General features: G+C 41.2%; 12 protein-coding genes and 1 pseudogene. All 13 read left to right on the top strand.

The window, feature by feature from the left end; genetic code table 11:
• Nucleotides 1-29 precede the first annotated feature (29 nt).
• The 13 genes and pseudogenes from V7K46_RS16180 (at nucleotide 30) to V7K46_RS16120 (ending at nucleotide 14,203) form a co-directional block, all read left to right on the top strand.
• A complete protein-coding gene (locus V7K46_RS16180) occupies nucleotides 30-740 on the top strand; it encodes a type II secretion system protein (protein WP_335114791.1) in 711 nt (236 codons plus the stop codon).
• Nucleotides 741-938: 198 nt separating this feature from the next.
• The gene (gene hpsE / locus V7K46_RS16175) at nucleotides 939-1,898 is read left to right on the top strand and encodes a hormogonium polysaccharide biosynthesis glycosyltransferase HpsE (RefSeq protein WP_335114789.1); all 960 of its coding nucleotides are present in this window, start codon (nucleotides 939-941) and stop codon (nucleotides 1,896-1,898) included.
• Entirely contained in the window at nucleotides 1,879-2,907 is a 1,029-nt protein-coding gene (hpsE, locus tag V7K46_RS16170; RefSeq protein WP_335114787.1) for a hormogonium polysaccharide biosynthesis glycosyltransferase HpsE, read from the top strand. Before hpsE (V7K46_RS16175) ends, hpsE (V7K46_RS16170) begins: the two co-directional genes overlap by 20 nt.
• A 1-nt stretch (nucleotide 2,908) precedes the next feature.
• Nucleotides 2,909-3,985 carry a glycosyltransferase gene (locus V7K46_RS16165; protein WP_335114785.1) on the top strand — a complete coding sequence of 359 codons (1,077 nt, stop codon included), beginning with the start codon at nucleotides 2,909-2,911 and terminating at the stop codon, nucleotides 3,983-3,985.
• Nucleotides 3,963-4,517, top strand: a complete 555-nt coding sequence (locus tag V7K46_RS16160; protein ID WP_335114782.1) for a pilus assembly FimT family protein — start codon at nucleotides 3,963-3,965, stop codon at nucleotides 4,515-4,517. Before V7K46_RS16165 ends, V7K46_RS16160 begins: the two co-directional genes overlap by 23 nt.
• Nucleotides 4,518-4,548: 31 nt before the next feature.
• Nucleotides 4,549-5,212: pseudogene (locus V7K46_RS16155) on the top strand (TIGR04282 family arsenosugar biosynthesis glycosyltransferase).
• A 337-nt stretch (nucleotides 5,213-5,549) separates the two neighbouring features.
• Nucleotides 5,550-6,392 (top strand): hormogonium polysaccharide biosynthesis protein HpsJ, encoded by an 843-nt coding sequence (hpsJ-B, locus tag V7K46_RS16150; protein WP_335114780.1) that lies wholly within the window; start codon nucleotides 5,550-5,552, stop codon nucleotides 6,390-6,392.
• Between the two features lie 126 nt (nucleotides 6,393-6,518).
• Nucleotides 6,519-7,427, top strand: coding sequence for a glycosyltransferase family 2 protein (locus V7K46_RS16145; RefSeq protein WP_335114778.1), 909 nt, complete (start codon nucleotides 6,519-6,521; stop codon nucleotides 7,425-7,427).
• Between the two features lie 113 nt (nucleotides 7,428-7,540).
• A complete protein-coding gene (locus tag V7K46_RS16140) occupies nucleotides 7,541-7,705 on the top strand; it encodes a hypothetical protein (RefSeq protein ID WP_335114777.1) in 165 nt (54 codons plus the stop codon).
• Nucleotides 7,706-7,858: 153 nt separating this feature from the next.
• The gene (locus tag V7K46_RS16135; protein WP_273766431.1) at nucleotides 7,859-8,623 is read left to right on the top strand and encodes a DUF502 domain-containing protein; all 765 of its coding nucleotides are present in this window, start codon (nucleotides 7,859-7,861) and stop codon (nucleotides 8,621-8,623) included.
• A 122-nt stretch (nucleotides 8,624-8,745) separates the two neighbouring features.
• Nucleotides 8,746-9,387 (top strand): transcription antitermination factor NusB, encoded by a 642-nt coding sequence (gene nusB, locus V7K46_RS16130; RefSeq protein ID WP_334724298.1) that lies wholly within the window; start codon nucleotides 8,746-8,748, stop codon nucleotides 9,385-9,387.
• Nucleotides 9,388-9,686: 299 nt separating this feature from the next.
• Nucleotides 9,687-11,339: a signal recognition particle-docking protein FtsY gene (ftsY, locus tag V7K46_RS16125; RefSeq protein WP_335114775.1), complete on the top strand. Its 1,653-nt coding sequence runs from the start codon at nucleotides 9,687-9,689 to the stop codon at nucleotides 11,337-11,339.
• Between the two features lie 1,472 nt (nucleotides 11,340-12,811).
• The gene (locus V7K46_RS16120) at nucleotides 12,812-14,203 is read left to right on the top strand and encodes a PP2C family protein-serine/threonine phosphatase (RefSeq protein WP_335114773.1); all 1,392 of its coding nucleotides are present in this window, start codon (nucleotides 12,812-12,814) and stop codon (nucleotides 14,201-14,203) included.
• The last annotated feature ends 244 nt before the right edge of the window (nucleotides 14,204-14,447 follow it).

The raw sequence follows: 14,447 nt of genomic DNA, 5'->3' as shown, positions 1-14,447 counted from the left end.
GTTCAAAGGATTACTTAATAGCAGCCATTATGGAAAAGTTAAGTTTGAAGTTATTTAACCTAAACAGTAGAAATGAAACCAGTAAACACCAATATCTAATTAACAGGCTGCGCTATGCTTCTGGATACAACCAACAAGATGCTGGCTTTAGCTTGCTGGAATTATTCGTAGTAATTCTGATGATCGGAATTTTAGCAGCGATCGCAGCTCCTGGTTGGGTTGCCTTTGTAAATCGGCAACGGGTAAACAAGGTTAACGACGCAGTTTTAGCTGCACTGCAAGAAGCACAGCGCCAAGCTAAAAACAAAAAACTTAGTTACAGTGTCAGCTTTCAGAAAAATACCACAACCCAAAATGTAGAGGTTGCTATTTATCGTACCGATGCTGCAATCACAACATGGACATGGAAACCTTTAGGGTCAGATGTAGGCGTTAGCTCTGATAAATTTTTGCTGGGTGCAAATCTCAGTAACGAAAACACTGTCAATACTACTGATCCTACTGTAACCTATACTTCTAGTACGCCACCACCAATTACCTTTGACTATATGGGGACTTTACCCAATGCAAGCTTTGGAACACCTGTAGCCCCTTCGACAGAGCCACCTGGGTTAAAAATAGTGGTAGCTGTACCAAGCTCTGCAAATTCTACATTGCCTAGTAGCGTAAAGCGATGCGTCATTGTGAAAACTCTCTTAGGCTCAATGCTTACAGCGAGAGACTCCACTCAGTGCGACTAAATAATCTACATAGTATAATTTTATAAAAATAAGCAATAATACTGAACAGAAAACTGCACATTGATAGCAAAATTGAAACATCATATGCAGTTTTAATGTTTGATAGATTTATTTAATAATGAGTAACAAATTAACCATTGGCTGAATATATAAATAAAAAGCGTCATAATCAAAATATCAAAATGCAACTTTTGCCAAATGACTGAGAACCTTGACTTTACTGTAGCTATCCCAACTTATAACGGTGAAAATCGTTTGCCTGAGCTACTAGAACGACTACAAAACCAACTTCACACAGAAAATTTATCTTGGGAAATTATAGTTGTAGACAATAACAGCACTGACAATACAGCTAAAGTTGTTCAAACCTATCAACAAAATTGGCAGTGTCCTTACCCTTTAAAGTATTGCTTTGAAGCGCGACAGGGAGCAGCTTATGCCCGAAAAAGGGCAGTGCAACAAGCTGAAGGTAGATTCATAGGTTTTCTAGATGATGACAACTACCCAGTATCAAATTGGGTATCCGCAGCTTATGCTTTTGGTGAAAAGTATCCCAAGGCAGGAGCTTATGGTAGTCAAATTCACCCTGACTGGGAAGTAGAACCACCAGAAAACTTTCAGCGAATTGCTCCATTCTTGGCAATTACAGAGCGAGGTAATTTACCGCTATTATATGAAGCAGCCAAAAAATTACTACCTCCCTCTGCCGGACTTGTTGTCCGTAGACAAGCTTGGGCTAAAAGTGTACCAGAGAAGTCTATTTTAACTGGGAGAGTTAAAGGCAATATGCTTACCAGTGAAGACTTAGAAATGTTGTCTCACATCCAAAAATCAGGATGGGAAATTTGGTATAACCCAGAAATGGAAATTTATCACAAAATCCCAATTTTTCGGTTACAAAAAGATTATTTAATTCCGTTTTTTAGAGGTATTGGACTTAGCCGTTATGTAACGAGAATGGTTAATATAAAACAGGTGTATAGACCAATTGCTCTTTTATCTTATATGATTAATGATCTGCGTAAAATCGCTTTACACTTACTAAAATATCGAACTAAGCTAAAACATGATTTAGTAGTTGCTTGTGAAATGGAACTGTTTTTAAGTAGTTTCATGAGTCCTTTTTATCTTTGGAAAAATGGATATTTTAAAAAATAAATTCTCAAAAAGTATTATGACTAAATTAGCAGTTGAAACTTTAGATATTAGCGTAGCAATTCCTACATATAATGGAGCAACCCGTTTACCTATAATTTTGGATAAGCTATTAACCCAGACAGGAGTAGAAAAACTTAACTGGGAAATTATTATTGTGGATAACAATAGTTCTGATAATACATCTGAAATAATCCAGAATTACCAAAAAATATATGATGGAAACTGTCATTTAAGATATTTTTTAGAAACCGAACAGGGAGCCGCTTTTGCACGACTGCGAGCAGTGCGTGAAGCTAGAGGGCAGCTAATTGCATTTCTAGATGATGATAATTTACCTGCACCTGATTGGTTATCAGAAGCATATACCTTTGGATTAGGGCATCCTCAAGCAGGTGCTTGGAGTGGACAGATTCATGGAGATTTTGAAGTAAAGCCGCCAGAAAACTTTGAAAGAATTCAAGCTTTTTTAGCTATCAGAGAACATGGCTCAAATCCATATTTATTTGATGCTGACAATTTAAGACTTCCTCCTGGGGCGGCGCTTGTTGTTCGGAAAAAAGTATGGTGTGAAAATGTACCACAACGGCCTAATTTAAGCGGTAAGTTGCCTGGTATTTTGGTACAGGGTGATGACTATGAACCATTGCTTTACATACATTATGCAGGTTGGCAAATTTGGTATAACCCTACCATGCATACTTATCATCAAATACCACATTGGCGACTTGAGAAAGATTACCTCTTAACTCTGGCACGCGGCTGTGGCTTGTGTATTTTCCAGTTACGCTTGATAAATACTAAAAATTGGCAAAAACCAATAGTGTTTGTGAAAACTATTTTAGGAAATTTACGCCGAGCATTACAGCACCTCATTCAGTATAGAGGGCAATTGAAAAATAATCTAATTGCACTTTTTGAGGTGGAGTTTTACTTGGCTAGTATGATGAGTCCTCTTTACTACTTAAAATGTAATTTAGGCAGAGCATTAAAAAATAAATTAGCTCTATAAAATGATGAGAACCAGCAAAAATTTACCAAAAATTTCTGTAATCATCCCCGCTTATAATAGTGAAAAGACTATTAAGCACACAATTCAGTCTGCTTTAAATCAAACTTTTACTAACTTTGAATTAATTATAATAAATGATGGTTCACAAGATTCAACTTTAGAAGTTGTTACACAAATCCAAGACTCACGAATAAAAGTGTTTTCCTATTCCAATGCTGGCGGAAACATCAGCCGTAACCGAGGGCTAGACCATGCAGTTGGAGAATTTGTTAGTTTTTTAGATGCAGATGATCTTTGGACACCTGATAAACTTCAGTGTCAGTTAAAAGCTCTGCAAGAAAATGTTACTACGAAAGTTGCTTACAGTTGGACTGATTATATTAATGCAAATGGTAAATTTCTACTTTTAGGCAAGCGGATTAATGTTAATGGAAATGTTTATGAAAATTTGTTAATAAATAACTTTTTAGAAAATGGTTCCAATCCCTTAATATGTAGAAAAGCTTTAATTACATTAGGTGGCTTTGACGAATCTCTAAGTGCAGCTCAAGATTGGGATATGTGGCTGCGATTAGCCTCTAAATTTGATTTTATATGTGTACCATCTGTACAAATCTTATATCGCATAAGTTGTAATTCAGTTTCTTCCAATCTTGTCAGGCAGGAAAAAGCCTGCTTACAATTGCTTGAGAGAGCGTACAAGGTAAGACCATCTCTACGAGACGCTACGCGAACGACACTTAAGCATAGTTGGAATATAAGCCTAGCAAATTTATATAAATACTTGACCTGCAAAGCCCTACAAGAGCCGTTTAATCAACAAAAAGCTATAGCCGCTGCTAGATTTCTGTGGAAGTATTTTATTAACGACCCTTCAAGACTTCAGAATATAAATTTCACTTTAAAATTATTATTGAAAATTATCATAATTTTTATCTTACCCACCTTACTCTACAGTATTACTAATCGGCGCGAAGTAAGAAGCCAAGAAACTGAAACATTGCTCAACATCTGGGTAGCTAAAAACCGACCAGAAAATAAAAATGGATACCTAGATGCATTTACGATCTCTAGTTAACGCAAAAAGTCTCTTGAATAAGCACTATAACAGTGGTTTTACCTTACCAGAGATGTTAATAGTTGTTGTATTAATTGGTATATTAGCCACATTGGGAATACCCAACTGGCTAGGTTTTGTGGAAACTCAACGCCTCAACACTGCCCAAAACAAAGTTCACCTCGCCATGCACCAAGCTCAAAGGCAAGCTACCAAGGAAAAATTGACTTGGCAAGCCAGCTTTCGTGAGCAAAACGGCATTATTCAATGGGCGGTTCATCCTGCTACAGTAAACCCATCTGACGCTAACTGGAATAACCTAGATTCCAATGTGCGCTTAGATGCGGAAACAACCTTACAAGAGTCAAATGGCATCAGACAAATCCAATTTGATTACAGAGGTAATGTCAGGCAACCGCCACTAGGAAGGATAACACTATCAAGTAAGTATGGTGGTAAAGTTAAGCGTTGTGTTGTTGTTTCTACGATTTTAGGAGCAATACGAATCGAAAAAGACCATAGCACAGCCGAAAACGGTAAGTATTGCTATTAAGATATTTTTAGTTTATTCAAATAAATATTGCGTGCTGAACTTTCCAGCAAGCCCAAAACAGCACCTGATTATTTTCACTTGCTATCCAGAACCAGGTAAGACAAAAACTCGATTGATACCTGCTTTGGGAACTGTTAATGCTGCCAATCTTCAACGCCAGCTGACTGAACATATAAAATCTCAGGTTAAAGAATTGCAAAAAACCATTGCCATATCTGTAAAAGTGTGGTTTCTAAGTGGCGATTCGCAACTCATGCAAGACTGACTGCGGTTAGATTTAGTTTACCAGCCTCAATGTGAAGGGGATCGATAGTTTGCCGATGGCGCGATCGCTTAGAAATGCTTTTCTATTTGAAGCAGAAAAAGTAATTATCATCGGCACAGATTGTCCTGGAGTGAATGCCCAGATTCTAGCAACAGCGTTTGAGAAGTTACACACCTTTAACCTCATACTTAGTTCTGCGATCAATGGTGGATATTACTTAATTTGTTTGCGCCAACCCATTCCGGAGTTATTCGTTAACATCGAGTGGGGAACTGCTCAAGTATTCCAGAAAACTGTGGACATTGTATAGAAACTTAATTTATCACATGTGAACTTGTCGCTTTTAGCTGATGTTGACCGACCGGAGGATCTGCCGATTTGGGAACAAGCCCTTCCAGGGAAGATGAGGGTAATGAGGAAGATAAGGTAATAAATGAGTCGGACTCTAGAACCGAATGGTACTTGCTTAAGCAAAAGTTGCTGCCCAGATCCCGGACTTATTCAAGAAGTAGGGGATCTAAATCTAGCTTCAGTGAGATTTTGCTCCCCAGCCCCGCATTAATTCGTATCTTAAAACACCAGGGATTTCCTGAAGACACAGTACATAACAAATGTTACTCTGGCCTAGTTGAAAACCAAGAGGCAGATAGCCTTAACCAGTATTGAATCTGCTTTGTATTTCTACACAATTGTCACAGTCATGGGCACAATATTTAAGTAGCTTGAAATATGAAAATCACTCGTATTCACCACAAGTTTGAAGAATTATGGTTAACCGTCTTGCTTCCGTAAGCACTGCTCTCACAGTTAAGGTAGTTGGAATAATCTGCATTTTGTCCTTTTTCGTTGACTTTTTGATTCTATTGTTACCTTTTCAACCTACTGATCGGGTATGGCAAATCAACTTGGCAACAGCGCTAGTTGATCGGGGAATTGTTCCTTTAGTAGGTTTGGGGCTTCTGTTTGCTGCCTATTGGATTGATAGTGCTGATACCACAAGCGATCGCCCCCAAGGTATCGATTTAAGATTTCCCGCCCTGATCTTATCAAGTATTTTGGGGTTGATGTTCTTGCTGATTTTTCCCCTGCACCTCAATAACGTCAATCAAGCTAAGACTCAAACAATCAACCGCATTACCCAAGAAGCAGATCAGGCAGAAAATCAACTGAACAATCGATTATCGCAATTGCAAGCACAACTGAATACTGACCAAGGAAAAGCTCAACTAGAGCAGCTGCGAAACCAAACCAAAGCTCAGTTTAGTGAAATCCTCAAAGATGAGCAAAAATATAAGCAAGCACTTGAAAGCCCTCAAATTCCCGCAAATATAAAAGATTTACTCAAGAAGGCTAAAACAGATCCCCAAGTACTTGACAAAGCTATCGAACAACAAACAGATCTTCAGACGTTGCGAAATCAACAACTGAGCCAAGTTCGCCAGCGCAGAGACGAAACAGAGCAACAAGCTAAAGATGCTGCTTGGAAGTCTGGACTGCGGATTGGGATTAGCAGTTTGCTGTTGTCCATTGGTTACATTATCATCGGCTGGACAGGCTTAAGAGGTAGAGGTGCTTTACAAGGTGGTAAACCTAGAGCTACTGCCCGCTAATCCACTATCGGTATGGCAGTAGGACGTATCCAATAATTGTTGACAGCCCATACTGCCATGCGCCTAATAGTTAATAACAATAAAAAGGCAATTATCAGTTACTAAAATCGCTATAAAACCTGGGTAATGTTCTCAATTTACATACTGACATATAACGAAGAGTTAGATATTGCTGCTTGCATCGAATCGGCGATGCTATCGGATGACATCATTGTTGTGGATTCATGCAGTAGCGATCGCACTGTGGAAATCGCTAGTTGCTATCCCATCCGCGTTATCCAACACGCTTTTGAAAGCCACGGACGCCAACGTACCTGGATGTTAGAGTCTATCCCCCCGAAGCACGAATGGGTTTACATTCTCGAAGCTGATGAGCGCATGACACCAGAGCTTTTCGCGGAATGCGAAAAGGTAGGTCAGAATCCAGACTACATCGGTTACTACGTAGCTGAACGTGTCATGTTCATGAATCATTGGATTCGCTACAGCACACAGTATCCCCGTTACCAAATGCGCCTCTTCCGCTACGGTAAAGTGTGGTTTACAGACTATGGTCATACTGAACGGGAAGTTTGTGAGGGTGCAACTAGCTTTTTAAAAGAAACATACCCTCATTACACTTGTAGCAAAGGTTTGAGCCGCTGGATTGAAAAACATAACCGTTATTCTACAGATGAAGCTCAAGAAACATTGTATCAACTAGAACAAGGAAAGGTTAACTGGCAAGATTTATTTTTTGGCAAATCGGAAATCGAAAAACGCCGTGCCCTAAAAGATTTGTCTTTGCGTTTACCCGCCAGACCGTTGCTACGCTTTGTATATATGTATTTTATCTTAGGCGGATGTTTAGATGGAGGCGCTGGACTTGCTTGGTGTACATTGCAAGCATTCTACGAATACCTGATTTTGCTCAAAGTTTGGGAAATGAAGTATTTACCAAAACCTAATTTAGATGCAACAGCAATTCTGGCACAAGAGAGTACACAACAGGTACAGTGCGCGGATTCTGAAACTACACAGGCTGATGCGGTGTAAAGAGGACTGGAGATTACAAGGCAGGACTTACGCACGGGTTATGAAAGAACGAACCACAGAGGCACAGAGTACACGGAGGAATGAGAGTTTGAGAGGTTTTTTGCGTAAGTCCTATGCAATTTAAAGCAGTGATCGCTTACGGTAAGCGGGTACGCAATCGCAAAATCAGAATTTATAGTAAAATAGCTGATTTCCAGCAACAAGTATGTGTTTTGACGGCAGTAGCCAAGCTGCTAGCGTTTTGGAAAGTTACTTGTGGCAGAAGTTGCTTCAAGTAGAGCCTTTGCTATTTGACTAAGGAACTGACAAAAAATAAATTATCCAAAATTATTTGTACATTTGTAGGGGCGCAAGACCTTGTGCCCCTACGTTCGCGGAGCGTCCCGCAGGGATGGGATGTTTTTTTAACTGGAAGTCCCTAATATGCTGGTATGGATACCAATAAAAAAAGTTCCTCTAGCTTAAAACAGGAGAATCGGGGCTTGGTAATCGATCGCCTAAAACAGGACTTAAAAAACGACCTGATTGCTGGTTTGTTGGTAGTAATTCCGTTAGCAACCACTATCTGGCTGACAATTACCATTGCTACTTGGGTAATCAATTTCCTCACCCAAATTCCCAAACAGCTGAATCCCTTTGATGGCTTAAACCCAATTTTAGTAATTTTACTGAATTTATTAGTAGGATTGGCTGTACCCCTACTGAGTATCTTATTGATGGGCTTGATGGCTCGCAATATTGCTGGGCGCTGGTTGCTAGATTTTGGTGAGCGGTTATTACAGGCAATTCCTTTAGCGGGACAGGTATATAAAACCCTGAAGCAGCTTTTAGAAACAATACTCAAAGATTCTAATGGCAAGTTTCGCCGGGTAATTTTGGTAGAGTATCCCCGCCGAGGAATTTGGGCGATCGCCTTTGTTACTGGTGCAATCAGCAGTGATATCCAAGCCCAGATGTCTCGCCCCGTGCTAAGTGTTTTTATCCCCACCACCCCCAATCCGACTACCGGATGGTACGCAGTTGTTCCTGAAGACGAGGTGGTGAACCTCTCCATGTCGATTGAAGACGCCTTTAAAATAGTTGTATCAGGTGGCATTGTCGCCCCCAATACGTCCTTAGTTTTCCCCAAAGAGTCCACACTGGAAGTCAAACACGACCAAATCAAGCAGCAGGTTATTCCCGTTGAAGAAACTTAAAATCAATCTGGCAAAGTCACAAGTAAATGCCTAATGTTGTTGTTGGACTGTGCCAAAATTGATAGGCTTGTAAGTTTGTCCCGCCTAGTTCATCAGTTCTCGCACAATCACCTCTCATTTTTATGCAACCTCGTAAACCCCAGCAAATTGCTCGTGAATTAGCGCTTTTAAGCCTTAGCCAATTGCCAGTTAACCCAAAGAAATTAGATAAATTGGCAGACGATCAACTAGTATCCAAGTTAGTGCTAGGAGCAGTACGCACCCTGACCTCAGAAGTGCAAGATACCCTTGATAATGCCGCAGGTGAACTGCAACGCAGTAACGATCGCATCTTAAGTAGCCAAACTCGGGCCTCCGACCTCAATAGTGCTAGAACAATGCTTCAAGAGGCGATCGCCTGTACCCAGACAGCAATCAATCAGTTGGGTACAGCAGTTGATTTCCCAGAATTGATTCAGTTAGCTAATCAGGATAAGGGAGTCCGGAATTACGCTAAAGAGCTTGTGATTACCGTCAACGAAAATCGACACATTATCGATGAACTCCTTTCTAGTGCCTTAGTAGATTGGCAAGTAACTCGCCTCGCCCAAATTGACCGTGATATCCTACAAATTGCTGTGGCAGAAATGAAGTTCTTAGGAGTTCCAGATAGTATTGCCATCAACGAAGCTGTGGAGCTAGCCAAACGCTACAGTGGAGACGACGGTCATCGGTTTATTAACGGTGTTTTGCGCCGAGTCACTGAGCAGAAAAAAACAGCATAGTACCGTTACGTAATTCGTAATTCCTATACTGCCGTAGAGAAAAGTCTGTAGCCGCAGAAGCGGCTTCCTGCGATATTCTCCCTACAGCCCTTTGGGCATCCTACGGCAGGCGCTAGCCTCTGACAATGTGAGAAGGGGAGAGGCTGCACGAACGGAAGGAACCCTCTGTTGTACCGATTCTCCTCAAACTGGTGTTTAAAGGTGAGGATAACCCGGAAGTTTTCACCCCAAGAAAAAGTGCAAAGTTAAATTAAACTCATAACTTATAACTTATAACTCATATAACTAATACTGCTGCAATGGTTTTTAATTGGTTCCGTCGTCAATATAACGATTCCTCTAACACTCCCTCTGATCAGAAACAGGAAGAAACTCCTGCTGTACAAGAACCCCAACCAGAGCCAGCCAAAACGTCAACACCAACTGCTGAAACTGCACCAGACACAACGGCAGATTTGTTGGCGTTTGCTAAAGCTGCCTACAAAAATATTCAGCAAAAACAACAAGTTGAGGAAGTAGAAACCTCACCTGATTCAGCACAACCTGAAACCGCAGAAACGGCAATTGCGGAAATCACTGAACCAGAAGCAACTGAGGAACCTGTTAGTACAACTGTAGAAACTGCACAGCCAGAAGTTATCCAAGCAGCTACTGAGGAAGAAAGTACAGAAGATTCCTCAGTAGCAGCAATTGTTGAAGAGCCAGATGTCAAAAGCCCAGAAATAAAGGCAAGTGAAGTTGAACCAACGCCCAGCGAACCACTAGCTACGCCAGAGGCAACACAGCCAACAGCACCAGCTACCTTATCCTTCTTAGAACGGGCGGCAGCAGAACGGCAAGCCAAGCTGGAACAACTAATAGCCACCGCCATTGAAGTTCCACAACCGGAGGTAGTACAGCCAGTAGCTGCAACCTCAGAGACAGGAGAGGAAATTCCTGGACTAGTATTTGATGATGGGTTTGTCTGGTCAGCGAAAGTCCTAGCAGCTCAAGGTAGAAGTCCAGAAGACGTTTCTATTGAAGAAATTACCTGGCTGAAAAAGCTCCGGCAAGGCTTAGACAAAACTCGTCGTAGCATCCTCAACCAACTAAAAGCGATCGTTGGTCAAGGGCCGCTAAACGTTGCTGCCGTGACAGAAATTGAGGCATTACTCCTGCAAGCTGATGTGGGTGTCGAGGCGACAGATTTTATTATCAATGCCCTACAGAAAAAACTTCGAGAAGAAGTCACCGCACCTGAAGAAGCGATCGCTTACCTGAAAAAAATCCTCCGGGATATGCTGGATGCACCGAGCAAAACATCTCAGAAAACTACCTTTACCCTAGAAAAAGAAACCTTAAATATTTGGTTAATCACTGGGGTGAATGGTGCCGGTAAGACCACCACCATCGGTAAAATTGCCCATCTGGGACAAAAATCTGGTTATAAATGCTTGATTGGGGCAGCAGACACCTTCCGCGCCGCCGCCGTGGAACAGGTCAAGGTTTGGGGTAGTAGAAGTGGTGTAGAAGTAATTGCCAATCCTGGGAAAAATACAGATCCGGCAGCAGTTGTATTTGATGCGATCGCTGCCGCCCAAGCACGTCAAACAGAATTACTTTTGGTAGATACAGCTGGGCGATTGCAAAACAAGAAAAATTTAATGGACGAACTCAGCAAAATCCGGCGAATTATCGACAAAAAAGCCCCAAATGCCAAAGTAGAATCTCTGTTGGTTTTAGATGCCACTTTAGGTCAAAATGGATTGCGGCAAGCTGAAGTTTTCTCCCAAGCTGCCCAACTAAGTGGCGTTGTCTTAACTAAACTGGACGGCACCGCCAAAGGCGGTGTTGCCCTTGCCGTTGTGCAGCAGCTAGGTTTACCCATTCGCTTTATTGGTGCTGGCGAAGGAATTGAAGACCTGCGCCCCTTTTCTAGCTATGAGTTTGTCGAAGCTCTCTTGAGTGGCTAGTTGAAAAATTTCTAGTGAAAAATTTTTCTTGACAAACTGATAAATTTAGGGATGACTCATCTGGTATTATCACTTGAACTAATTAGAAACAAAATACTGGAAACAGCTAAAGTCCTAAAATCATGAGTTTGCCACAATAGATGGGTGAGTTTTGCTAAAATTTCAAGCTAATGCCCTTTTTTCACGCCCTGAATGGGCTTTTTAAATGTAGCAGTGGGCATTTAGTTGCGACACATAAAAGCCCGTAAACTCGTATCTTGCAGCAATTTAAAGGGCAGTCGAGACGCTTACCCCCACAAATACAACTATTGTGGGATGAACAGCAGTGTGAGCAATGAGTAGTGCGTTGGGCAGCCAGCGCGGGTGAGTCCAGCACTGAGGGGGGGTTTTCCCTCCGCAAGTGACTGGTATTGGCTATGGCGACTTAAAGCAACCGCGTTAGCGAGTCGAAAGAGGTGCATACTGCACGTAACTTACTTAAGAGTAGGAGTACGAGTGTCAGCTGTTTGCCCAGCGCTGATCTCAGGAAAAGGAGGGCTTCCGACCATCAGAACTTTGGAGAATCGTCCACTGTGGACTCAAAAAGCGAATTGGTGTAAGTAAGCTGGTTCAACACTCCCAGGTGCATTCTCAGATATTATTTGCGAAAGTATCCACAAATATTTTTTGTAATAAATCGAGAGGTTTAAACTCTGATAGTTAAATGACAACACTCTTTCTGGCTTTTGACTTAAAGTTCTTGGAGGAGATTTTTCTAGATTTAGTGTCATCTCTTCTATTCATATCTTACACTTACCAAATGACTCCCACCTAAAATCAATTACAGGCTAATCCTTTAAGTCTGTTACCGCTGACTCGAAAGACTAAGTTATCTTACTTTTATCTCATTTCAATGGGTTGAATTTTTGTATATTCAGCAAGTCAAAATTTGCAAAACGATAAATTCAAAATGAAAAAGCTCAATATTGGCGATTATTCCGGCAATTATGGGATACAAATTAAGTATTTGAAGACTTATTTACATATTCTCAGGTTTGGGAATGAATGTAAGTCTGTTTTTTCCCAAACCAAGCTCGATTTTAGCGCTTATAGAGGTTTTCACTAAAAAGACTTATAGTCTCTACCCAAATAGTGACTCTGAAAACATTATAAATTATTCTTTGAATAAAGTATTTTTCTTGCTTTAGAGATATGCTTTGGGAATTAAGTTATGAAAAAATAAAAAGCTTTCTTAATATCACCGAAACTAGTAATTTTTACGGGTTGGGTTTTGACTAAAAATACATGATTTTAAATTACTAATTATTACATCCAAAATATAATAAGCAAATAAAATACTGATAAAAGTTGCCTGTTACGTCTTTATACTCTTGCTAAAGTGACAAGTCTTGTCTAAATATGGTTTAGCAATGCCAAAGCCAAAAGATTTGTAAGTAATCTAAAATCTGCCAATATAAAGTGCAATAGTACCTGTGCCTGTGTCTCAACTGCCCTCTCAACCCACTGACAACAATAGTAGTACCGCGACAGATGTCACACCAGTCGTGGCACTCAAAGAACTCGTGGCAAGGTTACACCGGGAACAGAACAAAATTCAAGATTTGCTAAGTTCTTTAGGATTTGCCTTGAGAAGTTTCAATAATTTGAATCAGTTTTTGGAACTGATCCCGCTGATGGCAACAAGAGTGACAGATGCAGACGGTAGCGCCCTGTTCCTCTACAAACCTAATGGTCAAGTCAGGTTAGAGCAGTTACATTGGCAAGATAGTCGTCAGCGAAAAAATATCCGCAAAGCGCTAGAAATAGCCAGTAGTCAAATCACGCTTATGCCCAATACTGCCCCTCTAGCGAATGCCACGGGGATAATGGAAGACCAGATGCATCGCTATTTGGGGCCAGATGTGCAAATCTTTGGTACGGCGATTCTGGTGAAGCATACAGAACGGGGATGGCTCTATGTCTTGAGCCGCGATCCAGAATATAGTTGGACAGAAACTAGACAAAAGTTAGTTAGGTTAGTGGCAGACCAAACAGCAGTAGCGATTGAAAACGATGAACTAGCTGTAGAATTAAGAAAAAAAGAACGCCTAGACCAAGAACTAGAAATTGGCGCAGAAATTCAACGGCGACTTCTGCCACGTCAATGCCCCATAATCCCTGGTGCTGTCCTGGCGGCACGCTGTAAACCTGCCAATCGCGTTGGCGGAGACTACTACGACTTTATTGCTACCAATCACAATAAGATTCAGCCCAAGACCAAAGGCAGCACGGAAACTAGTCGCTGGGGTTTGGTTATTGGAGATGTCATGGGCAAAGGTGTCCCCGCTGGGCTGATTATGACGATGATGCGGGGAATGCTACGGGGAGAAGTGCTACATGGTAATTCCCCAGCAAGAATTCTGCAAAACTTAAATAGAGTTATGTATGCAGATTTGGACAATTCCCAGCGTTTTGTAACGCTATTTTACTCAGAATATAATCCCCATACCCGAATTTTATCTTATAGTAATGCGGCACATAATCCTCCCTTGTGGTGGCACGCAGCCACAAAAACTGTCAGCCGTTTAGATACTTTAGGAATGTTAATCGGTTTGGATGCTAACAGCCAATATGAAGATGCCCAGGCGCAGTTAGAGCCTGGGGATACAATTATTTACTATACAGATGGCTTGACCGATGCCGCTGCCGCTGGTGGCGATCGCTTCGACGAAGATAACTTTGTCACTAGCTTCAATACGGCTTGCAAGTACTGCAATGGGCCACAGGAAATTGTGGATTACCTATTTGACCAAGTTCAGCAATTCATTGGTGCTGATAAGCAAAACACTGATGATATGACACTAGTTGTTCTGCAAATTTTATAGTCATTTACCCATAATAAAACTATCCCACCCGCACTGGGGCGCACCCTCACGCCACTTGCTTCTCCCTACAGCCCTTTTCAAGACAGGAGACGTTCTTGCGTTCGGGCATCTTACGGCAGGCGCTAGCCTCTGGCAATGTGAGGAGGGCATTAGACCTCTTGCAAAAAAGTTTTGTGGTATTATGTAGAGTTATGAAAATTTCAAGTTAATTAGCTTTTTGAAGATCATAATTATAAATTCCAGC

This window comes from Nostoc sp. (assembly GCF_036917395.1).
Taxonomy (GTDB): domain Bacteria; phylum Cyanobacteriota; class Cyanobacteriia; order Cyanobacteriales; family Nostocaceae; genus Nostoc.
This window is presented reverse-complemented; position numbering and strand designations above follow the sequence as displayed.

What these genes read in the sequence shown, in the direction of transcription:
- hpsE (WP_335114787.1), top strand. Translation starts at nt 1,879, where the DNA reads ATGGATATTTTAAAAAATAAATTCTCAAAAAGTATTATGACTAAATTA.
- V7K46_RS16145 (WP_335114778.1), top strand. Translation starts at nt 6,519, where the DNA reads ATGTTCTCAATTTACATACTGACATATAACGAAGAGTTAGATATTGCT.
- V7K46_RS16165 (WP_335114785.1), top strand. Translation starts at nt 2,909, where the DNA reads ATGATGAGAACCAGCAAAAATTTACCAAAAATTTCTGTAATCATCCCC.
- hpsJ-B (WP_335114780.1), top strand. Translation starts at nt 5,550, where the DNA reads ATGGTTAACCGTCTTGCTTCCGTAAGCACTGCTCTCACAGTTAAGGTA.
- V7K46_RS16160 (WP_335114782.1), top strand. Translation starts at nt 3,963, where the DNA reads ATGCATTTACGATCTCTAGTTAACGCAAAAAGTCTCTTGAATAAGCAC.
- V7K46_RS16180 (WP_335114791.1), top strand. Translation starts at nt 30, where the DNA reads ATGGAAAAGTTAAGTTTGAAGTTATTTAACCTAAACAGTAGAAATGAA.
- V7K46_RS16135 (WP_273766431.1), top strand. Translation starts at nt 7,859, where the DNA reads ATGGATACCAATAAAAAAAGTTCCTCTAGCTTAAAACAGGAGAATCGG.
- ftsY (WP_335114775.1), top strand. Translation starts at nt 9,687, where the DNA reads ATGGTTTTTAATTGGTTCCGTCGTCAATATAACGATTCCTCTAACACT.
- hpsE (WP_335114789.1), top strand. Translation starts at nt 939, where the DNA reads ATGACTGAGAACCTTGACTTTACTGTAGCTATCCCAACTTATAACGGT.
- V7K46_RS16140 (WP_335114777.1), top strand. Translation starts at nt 7,541, where the DNA reads ATGCAATTTAAAGCAGTGATCGCTTACGGTAAGCGGGTACGCAATCGC.
- nusB (WP_334724298.1), top strand. Translation starts at nt 8,746, where the DNA reads ATGCAACCTCGTAAACCCCAGCAAATTGCTCGTGAATTAGCGCTTTTA.